The organism is Clostridiales bacterium, assembly GCA_025757645.1.
In the GTDB taxonomy this organism is placed as follows: Bacteria; Bacillota; Clostridia; order Oscillospirales; family Oscillospiraceae; genus CAG-103.
This window is the reverse complement of record CP107216.1, coordinates 1,830,047-1,852,663: the sequence shown is the minus strand read 5'-3', so window position 1 is coordinate 1,852,663 and position 22,617 is coordinate 1,830,047. Positions and strand designations below refer to the sequence as shown.

The window sequence follows — 22,617 nt, the reverse complement described above, 5'->3', positions numbered from 1 at the left end:
AGCAAAACCACATCCGCCGGTCCATTCGGACCGGCGGATGTGGTTTTTGTTGTTTATCCGAGCGCCACGTCCAGCATCATCATGATGCTGAAGCCCACGGCGAAAAACACCGTGCCGATATTGGAGTGATCGCCCTGCGACATCTCCGGGATCAGCTCTTCCACCACGACATAGAGCATGGCTCCGGCAGCAAAACTGAGCAGATACGGCAGCGCAGGGACAACGAGCTGTGCCGCCAGAATCGTCAGCACGGCGCCGATGGGCTCTACCACGCCGGAAAGCACGCCGCCGCAGAAGGCTCTGCCTTTTTTCATGCCCTCCGCCCGCAGCGGCATGGAGATGATCGCCCCTTCCGGGAAGTTCTGAATGGCGATGCCCAGCGACAGGGCCAGCGCACCGGCCGCCGTGATCTGCGCGCTGCCGGAGCGGTACCCGGCGTATACCACGCCGACGGCCATGCCCTCCGGGATGTTGTGCAGCGTCACGGCCAGCACCATCATCGTCGTGCGCTGCAGGCGGCTCTTCGGCCCTTCGGCCTGGGCGCTGTTCGCGTGCAGGTGCGGGATGATGTGATCCAGCGCGAGCAGAAACAGGATGCCGAGCCAGAAGCCCAGAAAGGCGGGGAGGAACGAGAGCTTCCCCATACCTGCCGACTGCTCGATCGCCGGGATCAGCAAGCTCCAGACCGAAGCCGCCACCATCACACCGGCGGCGAAACCGGTCAGCGAGCGCTGCACGGCGTCACTGAGCGCTTTCTTCATAAAGAACACGCACGCCGCGCCCAGCGCGGTGCCGAGAAACGGGATCAGGATCCCCCAAAATGTTTGCATAAGACAGCTTCCTTTTTGCTATGGATTAGGTTGTTTTCGTAAGTTAGATAGCTCTAACTAATAAGCATCATACCAGAGATCATCAACATTTGCAAGCGGAAACCCGCGGCCCGTGAAAATCCATGATTTCCAACCGGTTTCGGGCGCTCCGCAGCTCAAAAATGGGGCGGCCGTGCGGCCGCCCCGGTGCGTTCATTCTTTTTCCGGCACGTCTGCGTCGGCTTCCGGCGCAGCGTTTTCCGCCGTGCCGGGCCGGTTGCGGCGCGGCCGTATCTTGCCGAGGAGACGGTTGATGTGCTTTTCAATGTCCTGCGACAGCTCGGCGGCCTTGGCCGCGACTTCTTCGGCGGCTTTGGGCGCGGCGGCCTGCGTGTCATCGGCGGCCTCCGGCTCCGTTTCCGCCGGGGTGTCAGATCCCTGCGCGGGCAGAATGGCCTCCGGCGGTTCCGGCTGGCTGAGGATCGCCTGTAGCAGCTCCATGTCCGTCATGATGCGCTCGGACGCGATGCCAAGCTCCTTTGCGTCGTGCTCGAGCACGGCGATGAGCAGGTCGTAGTAATCACCATCGCATTTGAGCGCCTTGGCGATCTGCGGCAGCGTCTTTTCGTGGAACGTGCGCAGCGAGCCATCATCCGTCCCGAGGTATTCGAGCAGCTGCTGGCGCGCCGCGTCCTCGGACATGGTGCGGTCGATATAATACGTGCTGCCGTAGAGACCGTAGAGCACGCGCTGGGCGTCAAAGTAGCCGAGGCGCATGTTCTTGCGGCTCTGCTCGGCGTCGAAGTTCAGAATGTTGCCGAGATCGACCGTCGGCCCGATCGTCGTCACATGCACGTCGTCCGGAATGCGGAAGCGCTTTTCGATGCCGAAGCCGAAGATGCGCAGGGCAATGATGTCCTTGCAGCCGTTTTCCACCAGCGCGTGGATTGGTACCACGTCCTGTACGCCGCCGTCGGCGTAATATTTGCCGCCAAGCTTTTCCAACCGGAATGCCGGCAGGTACGCGCTTGCGAGCAGCATATCGCACAGTTCGTCCTCGTCAAGGTCGGAGGCTTTGAGCTCCAGCTCCTGATGGTCGGACAGCGAGTAGGTGACGATGAAAAAGTCCGTGTCGGAATGGCAGATTTTGTCCGCGTCCACGACCTCAGCGACCCAGTTGCGCAGCGGCGTCACGTCAAAGCCGCGGTTGCGCACGATGTCGGCCACGCTGCGCAGCGTGCTCTTGAGCTCGGAGAGCGGGATGTCGCGGTTCATGAGCCGGCGCATTTCCTCGTCGTCCACGTCCATGACCTGGGAAAAGTGGATATTGTTCCAGACGTTTTCGGCCTTTTCCAGGTCGTCCATGACGATCATGGCGCCGTTGAGCGCACCGACGGACGTGCCGGACACGGCGGAAAAGCGGATGCCCGCCTCGCGCAGGGCTTTCCACGCGCCGATCTGGTAAGCGCCCTTCGCGCCGCCGCCCTCAAGCGCCAGACCATAGGTTTTGTTACGATCCAGTTTCAGTTCCATGTCGGTTCTCCAATCTGTAGATTTTTGCGGCATGGGGCGGCAGGTCAAATGCGCCCACGCCGTCGTGGATGGCAATGTGGGTATCGTCGGTGCAGTCGGCGGCGCAGTCGTATTCGCTGCGCACGAAGGCCAGCCTTGTCTCTTCGCACAGGCCGGCGCCGGGGCAGGTGAGCTCCACGTGGCAGCGCACCGGGTGCGCCGCGCGGTTGACGATCAGCAGCAGCGCCTCGTCCTCTGCTTCCTCGCCGAAGGCGTCTCGCGTGCCCGCGATGACGCGCAGAACACACAGCACGTCGCCCGCCGGGGCGAACACGGCGACCTCGCCGCGCGTGAGCGCCGGGTGCGCATGGCGCAGGGCTGTCAGCTGTGCGTACCACTGCAGCATCTGCGTGTCGCACATCTGCAGCGGCGCGCGGTTGAACGGGTCGCACAGGCCCTGCATACCGGCCTCGTCGCCGTAGTAGATCGACGGGATGCCCGGCAGCCAGAACTGCACGGCTGCCGCCAGAACCTGCAGCTGCGCGCCGCGTGCGGCCATGGCGTCCGTGATCTCGAGCGCCGCAAGCTCCGCGCGCGTGCGGCTGCGGGGGTCAAAGTCCAGCGCCAGCGCCGAGCGCGTGCGCGCCACGTCATGGCTTGCCGTCAGGTTCATGAGCGCGTAGTACAGCGGCCGCGGATAGTTCAGCCGCTGGCTCAGCAGCAGGTCGGCAAGCGCGCGCGCCGTGCTGCGCCCGGTCAGGAACGTCACCAGTCCGTCGCGCAGGGGATAGTTCATGACGCTGTCGAGCGCGTCGCCGAGCGCGTACTGCCGCCGCTCGCCGTAGCTGACCTTCGTCACGGCGTCCTCCCAGACCTCACCGAGGAGCACGCTGTCGGGGTCGGTTTCTTTGGCAGCGCTGCGCATGCCGCGCAGCACATCGTCCGGCAGTTCGTCGGCCACGTCCAGCCGCCAGCCGGACGCGCCGTCGCGCAGCCAGGTCTTGACGATGCTGCGCTCGCCGGTGATCATATATTTGCGCCAGTCGGGATTGGCGGCATTGACGGCGGGCAGGTCTTTGAAATCCCACCAGCACTTGTAGTCGTCGGGGTAGTGCGCGAAGCTGTACCAGCGCGCATAGACGGAACTGCGGCTGTTGTACGCGCCGCAGCCGGGGTAATGCCGGAAGCGGTTGAAGTACCGGCTGTCAGCGCCCGTGTGAGCGAACACGCCGTCGAGCACGATGCGGATGCCGCAGTCCGCCGCGGCCGCGCAGAGCTTCTTGAAGTCCGCGTTCGTGCCGAGGATGGGGTCGACCTTCCGGTAATCGCCGGTGTCGTACCGGTGGTTGGAAGCGCTCTCGAAGATCGGGTTGAGGTACAGCACCGTCACGCCGAGCTTCTGCAGGTAGTGCAGCCGGTCGGCGATGCCGCGCAGAGTGCCGCCGTAGAAATCCACCGGTGCGTATTCGCCCTCCGGCGTGTTGGCCTGCCACTCGACGGGTTCGTCCCAGCCGGCGTGGCAGTGCACGGTCTGGCCCATGCGGCGGTGGTGCTCCATGCCGCGCTGCGCGGTGGCAGAGCTGTCGCGCGCGAAGCGGTCGGGGAAGATCTGATACATCACGCCGGTGCGAAACCATGCCGGGGTCGTGAATCCGGCGCGATAGACCGTCAGACGCCAGCCGTCACCCGGTGCGTCGCACAGCCGGGCGTGCCGGCCGTCCGGCGCGGCGCACAGCCAGCGGATGCCGCCGTCGTTGCACGCGAGCCGGAAGCGGTAGCGCAGCGCCTGCGGCGCGGCGGGCATGGTCACGGCCGCTTCAAAGCCGGCGGCCGTCTGCGTCATGGCGACGGTGTCGCTGTACGCATCGCCGTAGAGTTCCACGGCGGCGTCGAACACGAGCGCCTCCGTGTCCGCGAAAGCGAGGCGCACGGCCGCACCGGTCTCGAGCGCGCCGATCGGGCTGCGGAAGGCCTCGTCGGCCGCGTCGTGCTTCGGCGTGGTGTCCTCCGGCAGCAGGAGCAGATACAGGTGCGCGTAGTCCTCGGCCGAGCGCGTGAAGCTGAAGTCCTGCGACATGGCCTGCCGCTGCACGCGGCAGTAGGCGTCATGATCGTCGTGATAGAGCGCGAGCGCACGGCGGATCGTGTCCGCCAGCTCGTAGGCGTTGAAGTTGGCAAACGAGAAGCCGGTGCCCTCGCCGGTGAACCGGTTATACGGCTGCACGCTGTCGCGCAGGCCGCCGGTCTCGCGCACAATCGGCAGCGTGCCGTAACGCATGGCGATCATCTGCGACAGGCCGCATGGCTCGAAGCTCGACGGCATGAGCAGAAAATCGCTGCCCGCGTACACGCGGTGCGACAGCGCCTCGTCGTAGCCGATGTAGGCGCACAGGCGGCCCTTGTGCCGCCACTCGGCGCCGCGCATAAAGTCCTCATATTCGGCGTTGCCCGTGCCGAGGAGCACGAACGCCATGTCCTCGCTGTCCATGAGCTCGTCGAGCACGCACTGCACCAGGTCGAAGCCCTTTTGCGGCGTCATGCGCGTGACCATGGCGACGATGGGCGTGTGCGCGCCGATCTCGAGACCGAGCTCCCGGCACAGCGCGGCGCGGCAGGCGGCCTTGCCGCTCAGGTCGTCGGCGGAGTAGGGCGCGGCGATGCCGCCGTCGTGTGCGGGGTCAAAGACGGCGGTGTCGATGCCGTTGAGGATGCCGGACAGCTGGTGCTGCCGGGCGTTGAGAATGCCCTCGAGCCCCTCGCCGTAGGCCGCCGTGCGGATCTCACCGGCGTAGCTCGGGCTGACGGTGTTGATGTGGTCGGCAAAGACGCAGCCGGCCTTGAGCAGGTTCGCGCAGCCGTTGAGCTCCATGAATTCCGGCGTGTAATAGCGCGCGTCGATGCCGAGCAGGTCCTGCACGAATTCGAACGAGAACTTGCCCTGATAGGCGATGTTGTGGATCGTCAGCAGCGTCTGCATGCGCGACTGCATCCTGCCGGCGTACTGTGTTTTCATCAGCATGGGCAGCACGGCCGTGTGCCAGTCGTTGCAGTGCAGGATCTCGGGCGTGAAGTCCAGCCGGGGCAGCGCCTCCAGGATCGCGCGGGCGAAAAACGCATACTGCTCGCCCTCGGCCTCGCCGCCGAGGTAAATGCGGTCGCCGAAATAAAACTCGTTGTCCACGAGGTAGATGACGATGCCGTCGAGCAGCAGCCGCTCGATGCCGACGTACTGATGCCGCCAGCCGAGATCGATATAAAAATCTGTCAGGTGCGTGACCTGGGATGCGTATTTTTCCTTGATCACGCGGTGGTACGGCGTGATGATGCGTGCGTCAAAGCCGAGCGCGGCCAGACTTTTCGGCAGTGTGCCGACGACGTCTGCAAGGCCGCCGGTCTTGGCCAGCGGTGCGCACTCGGCGGCCGCCAGCAGCACGCCGGGCAGGTCGCAGCGGCCCTTTTCGGCCAGCGCTGCGCGCAGTTCAGGTTTCATGGCGTTCCCTCCTTTACCGGGTCGTGAAGGTGAAGTATACAGCGGCAAGCTCCGGCAGCGTCACGCGCGCGGAGTAGGGGAGCGCGCCGAACGGCACGTTCTCGCTGCGGATCTCGGGCGCGTTGTGCACGCCGGAGCCGCCGAATTCCTCGCTGTCGCTCGACAGCAGCTCGCGCAGCACGCCGCGCCTGGGCAGGCCGATGACAAAATCTTCATAGCGCACGGGCGTGAAGTTGCACACGCACACGAGCCGGCGGCCGTTGCGCGCCGTACGCAGGAAGGCGATGGCGCTGCGCTCGGCGTCGTCCACGTTCAGCCACGTGAAGCCGTCCCAGCCGTCGTCGATGTCCCAGAGTGCGCGGGTGCTGCGGTAGCAGGCGTTGAGCGCGCTGCACCAGCGCTGCATGGCCTTGTGCATTGGGTAGTCGAGCAGCAGCCAGTCAAGTCCCTGCTTGTAGTTCCACTCGATGAACTGGCCGAATTCCGAACCCATGAACGTGAGCTTCTTGCCCGGGTGCGCGAACTGATAGCCGTAGAGCGCGCGCAGGGTGGCAAACTTCTGCTCATAGGTGCCGTACATCTTGTCGAGCATCGACTTCTTGCCGTGCACGACCTCGTCGTGCGAAAACGCGAGGATGAAGTTCTCGGAGAAGGCGTACATCATCGAGAACGTCAGCTTGTCGTGATGGTATTTGCGGAAGTAGGGGTCGAGCTCCAGATAGTCGAGCGTATCGTGCATGAAGCCCATATCCCACTTGAAGCAGAAGCCGAGGCCGCCGTCATAGGGCGGCTTCGTCACACCGGGGTAGGCGGAGGACTCCTCCGCAACCGTCACGCAGCCGGGCCACGCCGTGAGCACGGTCGTGTTGAGCTTTTGCAGAAAGGCGACCGCGCCGAGGTTGATGTTGCCGCCGTCGCGGTTCGGCGTCCATTCGCCGTCGCGCCGGGCGTAGTTGAGATACAGCATCGAGGACACTGCGTCCACGCGGATGCCGTCGATGTGATAGCGGTCGAAAAACGACATGGCCGACGAAATGAGAAAGCTCTGCACCTCCGGCATTTCGTAGTCGAAAATGAGCGTGCCCCACTCCGGATGCTCGGCCATGCGCGCATCCTTGCACTCGTAGAGCCGCGTGCCGTCAAAGCGCGCGAGCCCGTGCGCGTCCTTCGGAAAGTGCGCCGGGACCCAGTCCATGAGCACGCCGATGCCGGCGCGGTGGAGCGTATCGACAAAGTACATGAAGTCCTGCGGCGTACCATAGCGGCTGGTGGGGGCGTAGTACCCGGTCACCTGATAGCCCCAGGAGCCCTCGTAGGGGTATTCCGTCACGGGCAGCAGCTCCACGTGCGTGTAGTGCATCTCTCGGCAGTAGTCCGCCAGCTCGTCTGCGACCGAGCGGTACCACGGCAGGCCGGTCTCCGGCCGGCGCCAGGAGCCGAGGTGCACCTCGTAAATGCTCATCGGCGCGCGGTACACATCGCGCGCTGCGCGGCGGCGCAGATAGCTCCGGTCGTGCCAGACGTAGCCCTCGAGCGCCCAGACCTTGGATGCGGTCGCGGGCCCGGTCTCGCAGTGCGCGGCGAAGGGGTCGGCCTTGAGCACCGTCTGCCCGTCGGGGGCGGTGACGGCGTATTTATAGAGCGCACCGTCGCGCAGACCGGCTACGGTCTGCACCCATGTGCCGTCCGGCAGCCGGTCCATCGGCGTTGCCGCCGTGTCCCAGCCGTTGAAGTCGCCCACGAGCGCGACGCGCTGCGCGTGCGGCGCCCAGACAGCGAAGCGGTGCCCCGCCGCGCCGGGGAGCGCGTGGCAGCCGAACGTGCGGTAAGCGTGCACGGCCGCGCCGGTATGAAATTCCTGCAGCTCCGGCTCCATGACAGAGCCGGGCGCGCGTCCTGTCTTATCCATGGCGCGCCTCCAATATCCCAGTCTAGCACGATCATTATACCGTGCCCGGCATGAAATTCCAACTGTTTTTTGCGGACTTGCTTTGACAATGCGCGCCGCAGCCGCTATACTTGGGACAGATAGAATGTATTTGGGAGGCACGGTATGTTTACTTTCAATCACTTTAATTTCAATGTCCTCGATCTCGAGCGCAGCGTGCGCTTTTATCATGACGCCCTCGGGCTGGAGCCCGTGCGCACGAAGGATGCGGCCGACGGTTCGTTCCGACTTGTGTTTCTGGGCGACGGGCACTCGCCGTTTCAGCTCGAGCTGACCGGTCTGCGCGGCCGCACGCAGCCGTATGACCTCGGGGAGGGGGAGTTTCACCTCGCGTTTTCCGTGCCGGACATGGACGCCGCGCACGCGAAGCACGCGGCCATGGGCTGCATCTGCTTTGAAAATCCCGGCATGGGCATCTACTTCATCGAGGACCCGGACGGGTACTGGATCGAGATCGTGCCGGAAAAGTGAATCCCCACGCAGGAGACGGAAAACGTCTCCTGTGTTTTTTTGTATAGCGAAAACCACTCGCCTAGCGAGTGGTTTTCGCTATACAATGACCGGCGCCCCACAGAAAAATCTGCGGGGCGCGCTTTGTTGGCCGGTATGTGCGCTTAGTCGTCCGGCGGCGACAGCCGGCAGATGTCGAGTACGGACACCTCGAACGCCGTACGCTCGACGGCGCCGGTGTCCAGCACCTTGATGTAGCTGCGGCTTTGCAGCCGCCCTTCGAGGGACACGCGCGTGCCCACGTCCCAGAGCGCGGTCTCGCACGCGCGCGCACCCCAGGTGATGCACGGCAGGTAGTCGCTGCGGCCGTAGTGCCGGTTCACGGCCAGCATCAGGTCGCAGATGTCGCGGCCCATCGGCGTCGTGCGCAGGTTCGGCGGCTTGCAGAGCGTGCCGCTGAGCAGGATCAGGTTGCGGTCATACGGCTCGTCGCTGAGCGAAATGTCGCGCGCGAACACCGTGATGACCAGCTTCGCGCCCGGCCCGCGGCGGTTGTTGAACGAGCGTACGTCGCCGATCACGCACAGCCTTGCCGATTCCTCCAGCGGCATCTCGGCCAGCAGCCGCTCGCGCACGACGACGTTCACGCGGTCGATCGTGCCGGACAGCCGCTGCGTCTCGAGCGGGAAGGTGAAAAAGCGCTCCTGCCGGTTTTCGTGCGACAGCACGGGCGGCGCTGCCAGCGTGCCGCAGAGCTCGGCATAGTTGTTTTGTTCCAGTTCGTCCATGTGCTGCACCTCTCTTGTTGGGTAACACAGCCTATGTGCCGGCGGCGGAAAATATGCGTCTTGTGCAATGCGGCCGGACGCGGTATAATAAGAATACCTATTTTTCGTGTCTCATCAGAAAGGACGAACGATCATGGAACTTCGAGAGATTCTTTCCCGCTGCGACCACACGCTCCTGCGCGTGGATGCCACCGCGGCGGAGATCCGCGCCCTCTGCGATCAGGGCATGCGTTATGGTTGCGCCAGCGTGTGCATCCCGCCGTGCCATGTCGCCGGGGCGAAGAAATATGTCGGCGACCGCCTGCGCATCTGCACGGTCATCGGCTTCCCGAATGGGTACAACACCCCGGCCGTCAAGGCGTTCGAGGCGGCGGAAGCCATCCGCAACGGCGCCGATGAGGTGGACATGGTCATCAATCTGGCCATGGTCAAGGACGGCTGCTGGGACGATGTCGCGGCCGATATCCGCGCCGTGCGTGAGGTCAGCCGCGGCCGCATCCTCAAGGTCATCATTGAGTGCTGCCTGCTGACCGAGGAGGAAAAGCGCATGCTCTGCCGCATCGTGTCCGACAGCGGAGCCGACTATATCAAGACCTCCACCGGCTTTTCCACCGGCGGCGCCACGGCGGACGATGTGCGCCTGCTGCGCACCTGCTGCCCGCCGCACGTGAAGGTCAAAGCCGCCGGCGGCATCGCAAGCCTTGCCGACGCGGAGGAGTTTATCCGCCTCGGCGCGGACCGGCTCGGCACCAGCCGCATCGTGAAGATCGCCATGGCGCAGGAGCAGCAGGCTGCCGAGGCAGCGGCCGCGCCGCAGCAGCCGGAAGCGGCTGCACAGCCAGAGACGCCGGAACAGCAGGACACCACTTACTGAGTCTGCCGGGCGGCGAGTTTTTGCCGCACGGTTCGCCCCAGCCACACGCCGGGGATGGCAAGTCCAAACCAGAACAGGGTATACAGCGGGCAGATCTGCCCGAGGACGTTGAGCGGCCGGTCTGCGTAGTTCCAGACGTTCCAGCCAAGGCGCAGGTTGACCAGCACGCCGGTGAAATACTCCACCGTCGTGACGGCGGCCGCGCACAGCGTCCAGCGCCGCCAGAGCACGGTGCGCTCGCGCCCCGCGATCAGATAGATCAGCACGGCGCACACGCCGCCGCACAGCAGCATCGACCAGTGCGTCCGGCCGCGCCAAAGCAGCTCCAGCCCGCCGTAGCCCAGTCCGCCGGCGGTGAACACACCGCCGTATTCGAGTACTTTCATATGGCTTCGCCTCCGTGGAGGAGTATGTCCCCGGAAGGTGGGATTCAGTCCGCATTTTTTGCTCGCCCGGCGCAGAAAACCCTTGACAGACCGTGCCGGGACTGCTATAGTATAAAAGCTGACAACAAAGTGGGCGCCCTCTGGGCAGCCTCACCCGGCCGCAAAGGCGGTCCGCGGTCAATAAAACCCGCTCCCGTCCGGGAGATATGTGTGTTTTATGCGCGCGGATGTGTCTTGCATCCGTGCTTTTTTGTTCTCGGAGCGATCGCTCCCGATGCAACCAATGGAGGTGTGTTCGTATCGCAACTGCAAACTATCAGATCAACGAAGAGATCCGCGATAAGGAAGTCCGCGTCATCGGCGCTGACGGCGCTCAGCTGGGCATCATGTCCTCGGCCGCTGCGCTGGAGATCGCCGAGGGGAAGGACCTCGACCTCGTGAAGATCGCTCCGGGTTCCAACCCACCGGTCTGCAAGATCATGGACTACGGCAAGTACCGTTTCGAGCAGGCCAAGCGCGAGAAGGAAGCCAGAAAAAATCAGCATGTGATCGAAGTCAAGGAGATCCGCATGTCGCCCGGCATCGGCGAGAACGACTTCAACACCAAGCTGAAAAACGGCCAGAAGTTCCTGCAGGGCGGCGACCGCCTGAAGGTGACGATCCGCTTCCGCGGCCGTGAAATGGCGCACACCAATATCGGTGAACAGCTCCTGCGTGACTTTGCCGCCAAGTGCGCGGACATTGCCAACCTCGACAAGCAGCCCAAGCTGGAGGGACGCAATATGTCCATGTTCCTGTCGCCAAAGCCGCAGAACACCAATAATAAGAAGTAAGCAAACCAAGGAAGGAGAAAATACAATGCCCAAACTGAAATCTCACAGTGGCGCGAAGAAGAGATTCAATCTCACCAAGAACGGCAAGGTCAAGCGTGCCCATGCGTTCAAGAGCCACATTCTTACCAAGAAGGATACCAAGCGCTGCCGTCGTCTGCGTTCCACCACTTATGCGGATGCGACTACCGAAGCGACCATCAGAAAAATGATTCCTTATAAATAAGGATTGACCGCACAATAGGAGGAAACAACAATGGCAAGAGTTAAGGGCGCGATGATGACGCGCAAACATAGAAAAAAGATCCTCGGCCTGGCCAAGGGCTACTGGGGCAACAAGTCCCGCCACTATAAGATGGCCAACCAGCAGATGATGAAGTCCGGCCGCTACGCTTACGTCGGCCGCAAGCAGAAGAAGAGAGACTTCCGTCAGCTGTGGATCACCCGTATCAGCGCCGGCTGCAAAGCCAACGGCATGAACTACTCCACCTTTATGCACGGCCTGAAGCTGGCCGGCATCGACATGAACCGCAAGATGCTCTCCGAGACTGCGATTCATGACTCCGCTGCGTTCACCGCTCTGTGCGAGCAGGCGAAGGCTGCCCTGAACTGAGTTTCTAAGTTAAAAACCCCGCCATCCGACCGGATGGCGGGGTTTTTGTATGTTCTTCAGTCGACCTGCCGCGCCACGACCAGAAAGCGGCCGTTCGCCGTGTGGTAGGCACAGGTGGACAGCGTGAGCAGCCGGTCGCCGGGCTGGATCGTGATGCCGGTGTCATAGCACCGGTTTTGTTCGATAAACGTGCAGTACTGTGCAAACTGCTCCGGGTCCGTGCCGATGCAGTCATAATATCGAAAGGCGTCAGAGCCCTCAGCGGGGATTTCCGTTTCGATCGCGGCCACGACCTCATACGAATGGGAGGCGTAGAGCGTGTCAAACTGCACGATCGGGTGCGCAGCGCGAAATGCCGCATCCTTGTAGGAGATCAGCGAGCCGAACATGCTGCCGTCTTTCATGTGGTGCCCGTAGATGAGGATGTTGTCCGCCGTGCGCACATCGCAGTTTTCGGCGACATACAGCGTGCCGCGGTACGACCACTTGCCGTAGAAGTCCATGTGCAGGTACTTGCCCGGCGTGTCGGGGGCAAACATGACGACGTTGTTGATGTTGGTGCCGTCGATCCGCAGCCAGCCGATCGTATCCGCATTGTCGGCGGCAACTGCACGCACCTGCTCCATGGCCTCCGCACTGGCTGCGTCATGCGCGGCGGCGAGCGCCTCTGCGACAGCGCGGTCGCTGCGGTCACTGTGCCAGTACCAGCCGAGCACGCCAACGCAGACCAAGAATCCGACAATGCAGACGACGCGGATCACGATGAGAACGGTTTTTTTCATACAAAACTCCTGATAAGAAAATGGGCAGTGTCATTTGACGCTGCCCATTTTAACTGCATGAGAGTGAAGATCAGGCGCCGTGGTGCTTGCTCTTCCTGCGGTTGTAGTAGGTCGCAGCGAAGGTCGCCACGAAGATCACTGCCAGCGCAATGACCAGCCAGATCAGACGTGTGTCGCCGGTCTTGGGGGTGTTCGACTTGCTGCCATCCGGATTATTGCCGTCCGGATTGTTGCCGTCCGGATTATTGCCGTCCGGATTGTTGCCGTCCGGATTGTTGCCATCCGGGCCATTCCCGTCCGGATTGTTGGGGTCGGTGCCGTTGCCGTTATCGCCGCCGCCGTTATCGCCGCCGCCGTTGTTGCCGCCGCCGTTATCGCCGCCGCCGTTATCGCCGCCGTTATCGCCGCCGTTGTTGCCGCCGCCGTTATCGCCGCCGTTATCGCCGCCGTTGTTGCCGCCGTTATCGCCGCCGTTGTTGCCGCCGTTGTCGCCGCCGTTGTCGCCGCCGTTATCGCCGCCGTTGTCGCCGCCGTTATCATTGCCCTCGCCGAGGATGACAACGATATTGATGTAGTGCAGACCGAAGTTCGTGGCAAACGCCTTGATGGTATTCGTGCCCTTGACATGGATGCCCGTGCCGCCGGGGTAGGTGATCCCGCCGACGCCGACGATGGTGGCCTCCTGCACATCCGCATCAATGCTCCAGTCGTGGACATGGTGGTTGGTGCAGGTGATGGTCACGGGGGACCACGCCGTCACTTCCATGCCGGCATGATAGGGCTTCGTGTGCGTGCCGAGCGCGTCCGTGTAGGTCACGGAGAAGGACGCATCGTGGTCATAGTCGCGCAAGACTGTCAAAAACAGGTGCGTGCTCACGCCCGCCACGTCGCCGGCCGCCGCCGGGGTCGTGCCGAACGAAAACAGCGACAGCGTGAATGCCAGCAAGAAGATGGCAATCATGAGTGCCTGCTTGCGATGAGTTGCTTTTTTCATGTTGATTACATCCGCCTTTCACATTAGCTGGTGATCGATAAAAAGAGATCGCGAGGGAGTGCGTTGGGAACGGTTGCTGTGGGTGAAAATTGCATTGTTTACAGTCTATTCATAAAATAGCACATTGATAAACGCTCGTCAATAACTATAATGCATGAGACGCGGAAAATGTTGCATCATTTTGCAAATGTGCCAAATTTTTTCCCGTTTGCGCATTTTTTTCACAGAGCGGCGCCATGTGTCCGGCAGTGGTGCAGCGAGTGAAAAAAAGCATCGGATCAAAAGCGCAGAAATCCCATAAATTAGGTTTGACAATCGCCGGGCGGAGTGTTAACATTACGAAATGCTGATTAACGGGGTTAACAAAAGGAGGATGGTTCATGCAATTGCAGCGACTGACTGAGGAATTGCTGCTGACGGTTACTTCTTTGAACCGGTCCTGCATACCGCAGAGTGTGCAGGAGCACCTGAAGGGCGAAAACTTCCTGCTGAGCTACCTCGATGAGCACGGCGGGTGCAGTACGCCGGGCGTGCTGCGGGAGGTCCTGGGCGTGAGCGCGCCGCGCACGGCGGCCATGCTGCGCGCGCTGGAGGAAAAGGGGATGCTGCGCCGCTGTGCCGACAGCTATGACCGGCGCCGCGTCGTTGTGCACCTGACGGAGCTTGGCCGCCAGACGGCGGAACAGATGCACACGACATTGTGTGCGCACGTGCAGCGCGTTCTCGAGCAGCTGGGTGAGCAGGATTCCCGCGAACTGATCCGCCTGCTGGGGCGCATCACGGAGATCGAGGCAAGCGCCTGAACGGTGTGCGCGGGTGTTTCGATGCAGGATGTATAAGGAGACAGTTTAATGAAGAAATATATTCAGGAACATAAATATGTTCTGTTGGTGCTGTATTTGCCCATTTATCTGATCTGGTTTGCGCTGGTCGAGCGCATGGTGCCTTCGACGGAGGGCTGCTTTGTATCCTATCTGCCGCTGGACGACAAGATCCCCTTTCTGCCGGGGTTCATTCTGGCGTATGTGCTCTGGTATCCGTTTTTGATCGTCCCGGTCGTTGTGACGCTGCTCAAAGACGATCGCCGCGCGTTCATCCGCTATGCGGCGTTTATCATTGCGGGCTTTTCCATCTCGCTGACGATCTGCATGATCTGGCCGAACTGCCAGCTCCTGCGCCCGTCCGTGGTGGACACGAGCACGCTGTGCGGCTGGCTGGTCAATGCGATCTATTCGGCCGACACGCCGACGAACGTCCTGCCGAGTATGCACGTGGTCGGCTGTATGGCCGTGCTGGCCGTGACGTTCGACAGTAAGTATTTAAAAAAGGTGCGCATCCCGGCGGTCATCATCGCCGCTGCGATCTGCGCGGCGACGGTGTTTGTCAAGCAGCACTCCATTCTGGACGTGTTTGCGGCGCTCGCGCTGTCGCTGGTGCTGTACCTGATCATCTATGTCGCGGCGCGCCGGATCGTGGACCGGCGTCAGCCGACGGCCACAGCCTGAGAGAAACCAAACAGAGAAACAGATAGACGAGGATAAAGAGGAGAAATATGAGTGACCCGAAGATCCTGAAAAAGATGGAGCAGGAAAACCAGAAATACAAACCGAAGCCGGCAGTCGTGGCCGTCTACTGGATCCTGCGTCTGATCGTTATCGGCGTCATGGTCATGACGATCATCCATAAGAACTATGAGAGCACGTTCGTGTGCGTGCTGGTGCTGATTTTGTTCATGCTGCCGAGGTTCGTGGAGCGCAACTTCCGCATCGAGCTGCCGAGCACGCTGGAGATCATTATCCTGGTCTTCATTTTCGCGGCAGAGATCCTCGGCGAGCTCAAGAGCTATTTCATCACCTACCCGCACTGGGACTCCATGCTGCACACGACGACGGGCTTCATCAGCGCGGCGTTCGGCTTTGCCATGGTGGATCTGCTCAACCGCAACAAGCCGCAGCACTTCAAGCTCTCGCCGGTGTTTCTGGCGCTGGTGGCGTTCTGCTTTTCCATGACGGTCGGCGTGCTGTGGGAGTTTTTCGAGTTTTCGATGGACTACCTGTTCCACATGGACATGCAGAAGGACATGATCATCCACTCCTTCGCCTCCGTGACGCTCGACCCGACGAACAGCAATATTCCCATCCTGGTGGACAACATCACGGACGTGGCCATCAATGGCAAATCGCTCGGTCTTGGCGGCTATCTGGATGTGGGCCTGTATGATACGATGCAGGACCTGTTTGTCAACTTTGTCGGTGCGCTCACGTTCAGCGTTATCGGCTACTTCAGCGCCAAGTCCGGCAACAACAAGATCGCCAAGCAGTTCGTGCCGGTGGTCCTGCCGGAGGAGCCGAAGGCGGAGCGCGAACCGGAGCAAAAGCCGGAAGCGACAAAATAAAAGCAATCCCCGCCGGACGCAGCCTGCGTCCGGCGGGGATTGCTTGTTTGGGTCAGAAGCGGAACTCAAAATCGAGATCGTAGATGCTCACCGTGTCGCCTTCCTCGATGCCCATGGCCTCGAGCCGGTCGAACAGGCCGGACTGGCGCAGCACGCGGTCAAAGTACATGCGCGATTCGTAGTCGCCGAAGTTGATCGAGCTCATGAGCCGCTGCAGCCACGGCCCTTCGACGACCCAGAGATCGTCAAAGTGGCGGATCTGCAGCTCGTCGCTCGTGCCGACCTCCGGCTCGGGCGGGACGTAGTCGGCCTCGTACGGCGGCATCGGCGGGATCTCGGCGAGCTTGGCCGCGCATGCCTGAATGAGCTCGCGCGTGCCGGTGTGGGCGGCAGCGCTCATCTCAAAGAATTCGTAGCCCTGCGCCTCGACGTGTGCGCGCAGGCGGTCGATGTTCGTGCGGTCGTCGCCGAGCAGGTCGCATTTGTTGGCGGCGACGATCTGCGTGCGCGAGGCCAGCACGTCGCTGTAGGCGCGCAGCTCGGCGTTGATGGCCTCAAAGTCCTCGACCGGGTCGCGCCCCTCGCTGCCGGAGACGTCCACCAGATGCACGAGCAGGCGGCAGCGGTCGATGTGGCGCAGGAAGTCGTGGCCGAGGCCGGCACCGTCGCTCGCGCCCTCGATGATGCCCGGAATGTCCGCCATGACGAACGACGAACCCTCCGACACGTACACGACGCCCAGTTTGGGGAAGAGGGTCGTGAAGTGGTAGTTTGCGATCTTCGGGTGCGCCTTCGACACCACGGACAGCAGCGTGCTCTTGCCCACATTCGGGAAGCCGACGAGGCCCACGTCCGCCAGCAGCTTCAGCTCGAGCAGGATCGTGTGGCTCTCGCCCGGTAGGCCGGGTTTGGCAAAGCGCGGCACCTGCCGCGTCGGGGTGGCAAAGTGCTGGTTGCCCCAGCCGCCGCGCCCGCCGCGCGCGGCCACGAACGGCTCGCCCGAGGACATGTCGTGCATGATCGCGCCGCTGTCCGCGTCGCGCAGCAGGGTGCCGCGCGGCACGCGGATGTGCAGACTCTGGCCCACGCGGCCGGAGCAGCGCTTGCCCTGACCGTCGGCACCGTTGGCGGCCACATATTTGCGCTTGTAGCGAAAGTCCATGAGCGTGGACATGTTGTCGTCCACTTCAAAGATGATGTCGCCGCCGCGCCCGCCGTCGCCGCCGTCCGGGCCGCCGGCGGCCACATATTTCTCGCGGTGGAAGGTCACTGCGCCGTTGCCGCCGTCGCCCGCGCGCACGGTGATGGTCACTTTATCAACAAATGGCGAAGCCATGGTCATTCCTCACTTTCGTTGCCGGGCAGCCCGGCGGGGGATAGAAAAACGGGGCGGGCGCGATGCCCACCCCGTTTGCGATTACTGTGCGATCTCCTCGTAAACAGAGACCTGCTTGCGATCCTTGTCCTTGCGCTCGAACTTCACGACGCCGTCCACGAGGGCGAAGAGCGTGTCGTCCTTACCCTTGCCGACGTTGATGCCGGGGTGGATCTTCGTTCCGCGCTGTCTGACGAGGATGTTGCCGGCCAGAACAAACTGACCGTCGGCTCTCTTGGGGCCAAGGCGCTTCGACTCACTGTCGCGGCCGTTCTTGGTGGAACCCATGCCTTTTTTATGTGCCATTTCGAATTACACCTCCATGTGTCAAAATCAGTTGCGGAAATCAGGCCTCGATCTTCGTGATCTCGACCTTGGTGTAGGGCTGTCTGTGGCCCTGTGTTCTGCGATAGCCTTTTTTCGGCTTCATCTTGTAGACGCGGATCTTCTTGCTCTTGCCGTTTTTGACGACATTGCCGGAAACGACGGCGTTTTCCACCACGGGGGTGCCGAAAACAGCCTTGTCCTCGTCGATGACAGCCAGAACGCGGTCAAACTTCACAGTCTCGCCGGCCTCGACATCCAGCTTCTCGACGAAGATGACGTCGCCCTCAGCCACGCGGTACTGCTTACCGCCGGTAACGATGATAGCGTGCTTCAAACTCGTTGCACCTGCCTCTCTGTAGAGTCTCGCTCTTGTGGGCGGGAGGCGCACCTCCGCTTGGTACCCACTCAATGCGGCCTTGACAGTTTATCATTCCGGACAGGTTTTGTCAACGGTTTTTCCCGGGACATGGCGAAGTTTTTCGCGGGGATCGCAATTTTGCGGCGGATATGGTAAAGTGGCAGCGAGAGAGGGCGGTGCGATGAAGCGCCTGGTCAATGCCATTACCTGCACGCGCTTTGTATTTGCGCTCATTCTGGTGCTTGCGGCGCCGGGTTCGGCGTGGTTCTGGGCGGCGTATGGTCTCGGCGCGGTCAGTGACGTGCTGGACGGTCTGCTCGCGCGGCGCTTTGGGGTGCAGAGCGACGGCGGGGCAAGACTCGACAGCGCGGCGGACATTGCGTTCCTGCTCGCACTCACGGCGGCGCTGCTGCGCGCGCGGCAGTTGGCGTGCTGGCTGCTGTACGCGGCGGGCGCAGTGCTGCTCATCCGTAGTGTGACCTATGCCGCCGGGTTTTATAAATTCCGCACGTTTGTGTCCCTGTATACAACATTAAATAGAGCAGCAGGCGTCGTGCTGGTCGGCTATCCGGTGCTTGCGGTGCTGCTGGGGCAGGGAACGGCCGCGTGGCTTGCGGCGGCCGCCGCCGGGCTTTCCGCACTGGAAGAGCTGGTGCTGGTGCTGCGCGCCTGGACGCCGGCCCCCGATGTGCGCGGCCTGCTATGGATAGAAAAACCACGGCGCTGAAATCAGCGCCGTGGTTTTGCGTCCCGGGAAACTCAGCCGCAGATGGCCTTCGTGTCGCGGGCGATGACGAGCTCCTCGTTCGTCGGGATGACGAACACCTTGACCTTGGAGTCGGGGGTGGAGATCATGATGTCTTCGCCGCGCTTGCTGTTGGCGACCGGGTCGATCTTCACGCCCAGATAGCCGAAGTACTCGGCGATGGCGGCGCGGGAGGACTTGCTGTTCTCGCCGACGCCGGCGGTGAAGATGATGGCGTCGACGCCGTTCATGGCCGCGACATAGGAGCCGACGACCTTGGCGACCCAGTAGTGGAACATGTCGAGCGCGAGCTGCGCGCGGTCGTTGCCCTCGGCAGCGGCGGCATCGAGATCGCGGAAGTCGGAGCTGACGCCGGAGACGCCGAGCACGCCGGACTTCTTGTTGAGGATGTTGAGCATCTCGTCGATGCTGATGCCATACTTGTTCATGATGAACTGGATGACGCCGGCGTCGAGATCGCCGCAGCGGGTGCCCATCGGCAGGCCGACCAGCGGGGTGAAGCCCATGGACGTGTCAACGCACTTGCCGCCGTCGATCGCGCAGATGGAGCTGCCGTTGCCCATGTGGCAGGAGATGAGCTTGAGCTCTTCGATGGGCTTGCCCATGAGCTCGGCGCAGCGGGCGGACACGTAGCGGTGGCTCGTGCCGTGGAAGCCGTAGCGGCGGATGCCGTCGTTCTGGTAGTATTCATAAGGAATGGCGTACATATAGGCCTTGCCGGGCATGGTCTGGTGGAACGCGGTGTCAAACACGGCGACCATCGGCACGTCGTCGCCCATGACGGCGCGGCAGGCGTTGATGCCGGTGATGTTGGCGGGGTTGTGCAGCGGGGCGAACGGCGTGCACTCCTCGAGGGCAGCCATGACGGCGTCGTCGATCTTGACGGAGCAGGCGAACTTCTCGCCGCCGTGGACGACGCGGTGGCCGACGGCGTCGATCTCCTTCATGGAGGCGACCACACCATACTCGGCGCTGGTCAGCTTGTCGATGACCGCGGCGATGGCTTCGGAGTGCGTGGGCATCGGCAGATCCTCGTCAAAGACGGGTTTGCCGCCGACGAGCGGGGTGTGCTTCAGATGGCCGTCGAGGCCGATGCGCTCGCACAGGCCCTTGGCCAGGACGTGTTCGGTCTCCATGTCGATCAGCTGATACTTCAGGGAAGAACTGCCGGCATTGATGACAAGAATTTTCATAGTCAGATTCCTTTCTCATATGAAATATTGTAATTTTCGCAAAACCACAGTATTATGATGCCATAACACTCTTATTGTAATCATTTCAGTGGAAAACGCAAGTATTTTTCGAAAGAAGGTGCAAAAATGGGAAATGTCATCGGCATCGTTGCGGAGTATAACCCGTTTCACAACGGCCATGCACGGCTCATCGAGCAGACGCGCGCGCGTCTGGGCGCGGACTGCCCGGTCGTGTGCGTCATGTCGGGCGACTTTGTGCAGCGCGGCAGCCCGGCGGTGTATGCGAAGTTTGCGCGCGCGGAGGCCGCTGCCCGCTGCGGGGCGGATCTGGTGCTGGAGCTGCCGCTGCCGTGGGCGCTGTCGTCGGCGGAGGGCTTTGCCCGCGGCGCCGTGGGGCTGCTGGGCAGTCTCGGCGTGGTGACGCATCTGGGCTTCGGCAGCGAGTGCGGCGAGCTGGAGCCGCTGCAGCGGGTGGCCGAGGCGCTGCTCGATCCGCTGCTGGGCGAAGACCTGCGCGCCGAGCTGCAGGCCGGCATCCCGTTTGCGGCGGCGCGGCAGCAGGCGGTCGCGCGGCGCGTGGGCGCGCTGGCAGAGCTGCTGCAGGCGCCGAACAACATCCTCGCCGTGGAGTATCTCAAGGCGATCTTTGACCAGCGGCTTGATCTGCATCCGCTGACGATCCTGCGCACCGGCGCGCAGCATGACCGTCCGGCGGAGGGCAATGTGCGCTCGGCGAGCGAGCTGCGCACGCGCATCGGCGCAGGGGAGAACGTGTCCGCCTTTCTGCCGAGGGCGGCGGCGGAGATCAGTGCCCGGGAAAAGACGCTCGGTCGCGGGCCGGTGCTGCCGGAGGCGCTGGAGAGCGCAATCCTCTCGCGCCTGCGGATGCTGCCGCAGACGGCTTACAACGCGCTGCCCGGCGCGTCCGAGGGGCTGGGCAACGGTCTGTACCGCGCCGCGCACGAGGAGCCGACGCTCGACGGCGTGCTCGCGGCTGCAAAGTCCAAGCGCTACGCGCTCTCGCGCATCCGGCGCATGACGATGTGCGCGGCCCTCGGCGTCACTGCCGGCATGGACGCCGGCACGCCGCCGTATGCGCGTGTACTGGCCATCGGCGCGCAGGGCAGGGAGCTGCTGCGCGCGATCGACGCGCGCACGGCGGCGCCGGTCATCACGAAGCCGGCCGCCGGACGGAACCTGCCGGGCGCAGCCGGAGAAATATTTGCCCTGACGGCGGATGCGCACGATCTCTACGTGCTCGGCTGCCCTGCCAGAGAGGAGCGCCGCTGCGGCGGCGACTGGCGTGCGAGCCCGTTCGTGCTGTGACCGGCAGAGTGCGCAAAGTATTCGAAATTTTGATATGAATATTTTGTGAAATTGATATTGCATTTCTTGCAAAAAGATAGTATAATGCCGTCATATTCATTTGAAGGACATTTGTCCGCGCGCTGCGGACAGCGCCCGGAGAAGAAATGATTGGAGGAAATACAATGAAAAAAGCGATTGCTCTGCTGCTCGCTCTGGTCATGGTGTTCGCGCTGTGCGCTTGCGGCGGCGGCGACAAGGGCACGGCCGACAACGGCGAGAAGGTCGTTAAGATCGGCGTGTTCGAGCCCGCCAGCGGCGACTCCGGCGCCGGCGGCAAGAAGGAAATGCTCGGCATGCAGTATGCCAACCAGGAGACCCCGACCGTCGAGATCGGCGGCGAGACCTACAAGGTCGAGCTCGTCTACTCCGACAACGGTTCCGATTCTGCGAAGGCTGTCTCGGCGGCTTCCAAGCTCGTCAATGAGAAGGTTTCCCTCGTGCTCGGTTCCTACGGCTCCGGCGTGTCCATCGCCGCGTCCGACACGTTCAAGCAGGCCGGCATCCCGGCCATCGGCGTGACGTGCACGAACCCGAACGTTACGGCCGGCAACAGCCACTACTTCCGCATCTGCTTCCTGGATCCGTTCCAGGGCACTGTCCTTGCCAATTATGCTTCTTCCGAGCTCAAGGCCAAGAAGGCCTACTGCCTCGGCGAGAACGGCAACGAGTATGACCAGGGCCTGGTCACCTTCTTCAAGCAGGCATTTGAGAAGGCCGGCGGCACCGTCGTCACTGACTCCTTCCCGAAGGACAACTCCGACTTCAGCTCCTACCTGAACAAGGCGAAGGATCAGGGCTGCGACGTGTTCTTTGCACCCGTGTCGATCGCGTATTCCACGCAGCTCGTTTCCCAAGCGGCTTCCCTGAACATCGGCATCCCGTTCCTCGGCTCCGATACGTGGGATGACAACATGGTCCTGCAGGCTGCCAAGGGCATCAACGTTCAGGTGTTCGTTTCCACCTTCTACGCAGAAGGCGGCAACAAGACCTTCGACGACGGCATCAAGGCCTATATCAACGGCAATGCCGACGCCAAGACCACCAACGGCGGCGACGATACCATCTCCGCAGTGACGGCCATGGGCTATGACGTTTATTATGTTGCGCTCGAGGCGCTGAAGGCTGCCGGTTCCACCGATCCGGCCAAGGTCATGGAAGCGCTGCCCGGCGTGACCTATGACGGCGTGTCCGGCCACATCGCCTTTGACGAGACCGGCGACGCGATCCGCGACACCGCTTATATCAAGACCATCGACACGGCCGCCAACGTCTGGAAGTTCGTGACGCAGCAGAAGGCTTCCTGAGCTTCTGCCTCGGTCTGAGATCCAAAAATCCGGGGGGAGCTTCGGCTCCCCCTTT

Annotated in this window: 23 protein-coding genes; 11 read left to right on the top strand and 12 right to left on the bottom strand. The window is 62.4% G+C overall.

The window, feature by feature from the left end:
- Positions 1-53: 53 nt before the first annotated feature.
- The 4 genes from OGM61_08955 to glgB all read right to left on the bottom strand — a co-directional run bounded on the left by OGM61_08955 (position 54) and on the right by glgB (position 7,720).
- A complete protein-coding gene (locus OGM61_08955; protein ID UYI83979.1) occupies positions 54-830 on the bottom strand; it encodes a ZIP family metal transporter in 777 nt (258 codons plus the stop codon).
- A 192-nt stretch (positions 831-1,022) separates the two neighbouring features.
- On the bottom strand, positions 1,023-2,342 hold the full coding sequence (locus OGM61_08950) for a patatin-like phospholipase family protein (protein ID UYI83978.1): 1,320 nt from the start codon (positions 2,340-2,342) through the stop codon (positions 1,023-1,025).
- Positions 2,320-5,811 (bottom strand): glycogen synthase GlgA, encoded by a 3,492-nt coding sequence (gene glgA, locus OGM61_08945; protein ID UYI83977.1) that lies wholly within the window; start codon positions 5,809-5,811, stop codon positions 2,320-2,322. The genes OGM61_08950 and glgA overlap by 23 nt, the downstream gene beginning before the upstream one ends.
- A gap of 13 nt (positions 5,812-5,824) precedes the next feature.
- Positions 5,825-7,720 (bottom strand): 1,4-alpha-glucan branching protein GlgB, encoded by a 1,896-nt coding sequence (glgB, locus tag OGM61_08940; GenBank protein UYI83976.1) that lies wholly within the window; start codon positions 7,718-7,720, stop codon positions 5,825-5,827.
- Between the two features lie 144 nt (positions 7,721-7,864).
- On the opposite strand from glgB, the gene OGM61_08935 reads away from it, so the two are divergent.
- A complete protein-coding gene (locus tag OGM61_08935) occupies positions 7,865-8,230 on the top strand; it encodes a VOC family protein (GenBank protein ID UYI83975.1) in 366 nt (121 codons plus the stop codon).
- A 143-nt stretch (positions 8,231-8,373) separates the two neighbouring features.
- On the opposite strand, the gene OGM61_08930 is transcribed toward OGM61_08935, so the two are convergent.
- Positions 8,374-8,997 (bottom strand): single-stranded DNA-binding protein, encoded by a 624-nt coding sequence (locus OGM61_08930; protein ID UYI83974.1) that lies wholly within the window; start codon positions 8,995-8,997, stop codon positions 8,374-8,376.
- A 133-nt stretch (positions 8,998-9,130) separates the two neighbouring features.
- On the opposite strand from OGM61_08930, the gene deoC reads away from it, so the two are divergent.
- Positions 9,131-9,871: a deoxyribose-phosphate aldolase gene (deoC, locus tag OGM61_08925; GenBank protein ID UYI83973.1), complete on the top strand. Its 741-nt coding sequence runs from the start codon at positions 9,131-9,133 to the stop codon at positions 9,869-9,871.
- Here deoC and OGM61_08920 read toward each other — a convergent pair.
- Positions 9,865-10,257 carry a putative ABC transporter permease gene (locus tag OGM61_08920; GenBank protein ID UYI83972.1) on the bottom strand — a complete coding sequence of 131 codons (393 nt, stop codon included), beginning with the start codon at positions 10,255-10,257 and terminating at the stop codon, positions 9,865-9,867. The two genes, deoC and OGM61_08920, sit on opposite strands and share 7 nt — an antisense overlap.
- 299 nt (positions 10,258-10,556) lie before the next feature.
- On the opposite strand from OGM61_08920, the gene infC reads away from it, so the two are divergent.
- The 3 genes from infC to rplT are packed head-to-tail and all read left to right on the top strand — an operon-like array spanning position 10,557 to position 11,700.
- On the top strand, positions 10,557-11,090 hold the full coding sequence (infC, locus tag OGM61_08915) for a translation initiation factor IF-3 (protein UYI85582.1): 534 nt from the start codon (positions 10,557-10,559) through the stop codon (positions 11,088-11,090).
- A gap of 25 nt (positions 11,091-11,115) precedes the next feature.
- Entirely contained in the window at positions 11,116-11,313 is a 198-nt protein-coding gene (gene rpmI / locus OGM61_08910) for a 50S ribosomal protein L35 (GenBank protein ID UYI83971.1), read from the top strand.
- A gap of 30 nt (positions 11,314-11,343) precedes the next feature.
- Positions 11,344-11,700, top strand: coding sequence for a 50S ribosomal protein L20 (gene rplT / locus OGM61_08905; GenBank protein ID UYI83970.1), 357 nt, complete (start codon positions 11,344-11,346; stop codon positions 11,698-11,700).
- Positions 11,701-11,756: 56 nt separating this feature from the next.
- Here the strand turns inward: rplT and OGM61_08900 are convergent, their stop codons facing one another.
- Both OGM61_08900 and OGM61_08895 read right to left on the bottom strand, forming a co-directional pair.
- Positions 11,757-12,482, bottom strand: coding sequence for a class B sortase (locus OGM61_08900; GenBank protein ID UYI83969.1), 726 nt, complete (start codon positions 12,480-12,482; stop codon positions 11,757-11,759).
- Positions 12,483-12,552: 70 nt separating this feature from the next.
- Positions 12,553-13,476, bottom strand: coding sequence for a hypothetical protein (locus tag OGM61_08895; GenBank protein UYI83968.1), 924 nt, complete (start codon positions 13,474-13,476; stop codon positions 12,553-12,555).
- A 380-nt stretch (positions 13,477-13,856) separates the two neighbouring features.
- Here OGM61_08895 and OGM61_08890 point away from each other — a divergent pair, with 380 nt between their 5' ends.
- The 3 genes from OGM61_08890 to OGM61_08880 are packed head-to-tail and all read left to right on the top strand — an operon-like array spanning position 13,857 to position 15,871.
- Positions 13,857-14,279, top strand: coding sequence for a MarR family winged helix-turn-helix transcriptional regulator (locus OGM61_08890; protein ID UYI83967.1), 423 nt, complete (start codon positions 13,857-13,859; stop codon positions 14,277-14,279).
- A gap of 48 nt (positions 14,280-14,327) precedes the next feature.
- Positions 14,328-14,981 (top strand): phosphoesterase, encoded by a 654-nt coding sequence (locus OGM61_08885; GenBank protein ID UYI83966.1) that lies wholly within the window; start codon positions 14,328-14,330, stop codon positions 14,979-14,981.
- A 47-nt stretch (positions 14,982-15,028) separates the two neighbouring features.
- A complete protein-coding gene (locus OGM61_08880) occupies positions 15,029-15,871 on the top strand; it encodes a hypothetical protein (GenBank protein ID UYI83965.1) in 843 nt (280 codons plus the stop codon).
- A 52-nt stretch (positions 15,872-15,923) separates the two neighbouring features.
- On the opposite strand, the gene obgE is transcribed toward OGM61_08880, so the two are convergent.
- The 3 genes from obgE to rplU all read right to left on the bottom strand — a co-directional run bounded on the left by obgE (position 15,924) and on the right by rplU (position 17,907).
- Positions 15,924-17,207: a GTPase ObgE gene (gene obgE, locus OGM61_08875; GenBank protein UYI83964.1), complete on the bottom strand. Its 1,284-nt coding sequence runs from the start codon at positions 17,205-17,207 to the stop codon at positions 15,924-15,926.
- A gap of 81 nt (positions 17,208-17,288) precedes the next feature.
- On the bottom strand, positions 17,289-17,552 hold the full coding sequence (gene rpmA, locus OGM61_08870) for a 50S ribosomal protein L27 (protein UYI83963.1): 264 nt from the start codon (positions 17,550-17,552) through the stop codon (positions 17,289-17,291).
- A 40-nt stretch (positions 17,553-17,592) separates the two neighbouring features.
- Positions 17,593-17,907, bottom strand: coding sequence for a 50S ribosomal protein L21 (rplU, locus tag OGM61_08865; GenBank protein ID UYI83962.1), 315 nt, complete (start codon positions 17,905-17,907; stop codon positions 17,593-17,595).
- 205 nt (positions 17,908-18,112) lie between these two features.
- On the opposite strand from rplU, the gene OGM61_08860 reads away from it, so the two are divergent.
- Complete coding sequence (locus OGM61_08860; GenBank protein UYI83961.1) at positions 18,113-18,658, top strand: CDP-alcohol phosphatidyltransferase family protein; 546 nt, start codon at positions 18,113-18,115, stop codon at positions 18,656-18,658.
- Between the two features lie 32 nt (positions 18,659-18,690).
- Here the strand turns inward: OGM61_08860 and OGM61_08855 are convergent, their stop codons facing one another.
- Positions 18,691-19,890 carry an acetate kinase gene (locus OGM61_08855; GenBank protein ID UYI83960.1) on the bottom strand — a complete coding sequence of 400 codons (1,200 nt, stop codon included), beginning with the start codon at positions 19,888-19,890 and terminating at the stop codon, positions 18,691-18,693.
- A gap of 126 nt (positions 19,891-20,016) precedes the next feature.
- Here OGM61_08855 and OGM61_08850 point away from each other — a divergent pair, with 126 nt between their 5' ends.
- A complete protein-coding gene (locus OGM61_08850; GenBank protein UYI83959.1) occupies positions 20,017-21,216 on the top strand; it encodes a nucleotidyltransferase family protein in 1,200 nt (399 codons plus the stop codon).
- Positions 21,217-21,380: 164 nt separating this feature from the next.
- Positions 21,381-22,562: an ABC transporter substrate-binding protein gene (locus tag OGM61_08845; GenBank protein ID UYI83958.1), complete on the top strand. Its 1,182-nt coding sequence runs from the start codon at positions 21,381-21,383 to the stop codon at positions 22,560-22,562.
- Positions 22,563-22,617: the final 55 nt, after the last annotated feature.

What these genes read in the sequence shown, in the direction of transcription:
- OGM61_08895 (UYI83968.1), bottom strand. Translation starts at nt 13,476, where the DNA reads ATGAAAAAAGCAACTCATCGCAAGCAGGCACTCATGATTGCCATCTTC.
- OGM61_08935 (UYI83975.1), top strand. Translation starts at nt 7,865, where the DNA reads ATGTTTACTTTCAATCACTTTAATTTCAATGTCCTCGATCTCGAGCGC.
- OGM61_08860 (UYI83961.1), top strand. Translation starts at nt 18,113, where the DNA reads ATGAAGCGCCTGGTCAATGCCATTACCTGCACGCGCTTTGTATTTGCG.
- obgE (UYI83964.1), bottom strand. Translation starts at nt 17,207, where the DNA reads ATGGCTTCGCCATTTGTTGATAAAGTGACCATCACCGTGCGCGCGGGC.
- OGM61_08930 (UYI83974.1), bottom strand. Translation starts at nt 8,997, where the DNA reads ATGGACGAACTGGAACAAAACAACTATGCCGAGCTCTGCGGCACGCTG.
- OGM61_08855 (UYI83960.1), bottom strand. Translation starts at nt 19,890, where the DNA reads ATGAAAATTCTTGTCATCAATGCCGGCAGTTCTTCCCTGAAGTATCAG.
- OGM61_08880 (UYI83965.1), top strand. Translation starts at nt 15,029, where the DNA reads ATGAGTGACCCGAAGATCCTGAAAAAGATGGAGCAGGAAAACCAGAAA.
- OGM61_08955 (UYI83979.1), bottom strand. Translation starts at nt 830, where the DNA reads ATGCAAACATTTTGGGGGATCCTGATCCCGTTTCTCGGCACCGCGCTG.
- OGM61_08885 (UYI83966.1), top strand. Translation starts at nt 14,328, where the DNA reads ATGAAGAAATATATTCAGGAACATAAATATGTTCTGTTGGTGCTGTAT.
- OGM61_08890 (UYI83967.1), top strand. Translation starts at nt 13,857, where the DNA reads ATGCAATTGCAGCGACTGACTGAGGAATTGCTGCTGACGGTTACTTCT.
- deoC (UYI83973.1), top strand. Translation starts at nt 9,131, where the DNA reads ATGGAACTTCGAGAGATTCTTTCCCGCTGCGACCACACGCTCCTGCGC.
- rpmA (UYI83963.1), bottom strand. Translation starts at nt 17,552, where the DNA reads ATGGCACATAAAAAAGGCATGGGTTCCACCAAGAACGGCCGCGACAGT.
- OGM61_08900 (UYI83969.1), bottom strand. Translation starts at nt 12,482, where the DNA reads ATGAAAAAAACCGTTCTCATCGTGATCCGCGTCGTCTGCATTGTCGGA.
- OGM61_08950 (UYI83978.1), bottom strand. Translation starts at nt 2,342, where the DNA reads ATGGAACTGAAACTGGATCGTAACAAAACCTATGGTCTGGCGCTTGAG.
- rpmI (UYI83971.1), top strand. Translation starts at nt 11,116, where the DNA reads ATGCCCAAACTGAAATCTCACAGTGGCGCGAAGAAGAGATTCAATCTC.
- OGM61_08920 (UYI83972.1), bottom strand. Translation starts at nt 10,257, where the DNA reads ATGAAAGTACTCGAATACGGCGGTGTGTTCACCGCCGGCGGACTGGGC.
- OGM61_08845 (UYI83958.1), top strand. Translation starts at nt 21,381, where the DNA reads ATGAAAAAAGCGATTGCTCTGCTGCTCGCTCTGGTCATGGTGTTCGCG.
- rplT (UYI83970.1), top strand. Translation starts at nt 11,344, where the DNA reads ATGGCAAGAGTTAAGGGCGCGATGATGACGCGCAAACATAGAAAAAAG.
- glgA (UYI83977.1), bottom strand. Translation starts at nt 5,811, where the DNA reads ATGAAACCTGAACTGCGCGCAGCGCTGGCCGAAAAGGGCCGCTGCGAC.
- OGM61_08850 (UYI83959.1), top strand. Translation starts at nt 20,017, where the DNA reads ATGGGAAATGTCATCGGCATCGTTGCGGAGTATAACCCGTTTCACAAC.
- glgB (UYI83976.1), bottom strand. Translation starts at nt 7,720, where the DNA reads ATGGATAAGACAGGACGCGCGCCCGGCTCTGTCATGGAGCCGGAGCTG.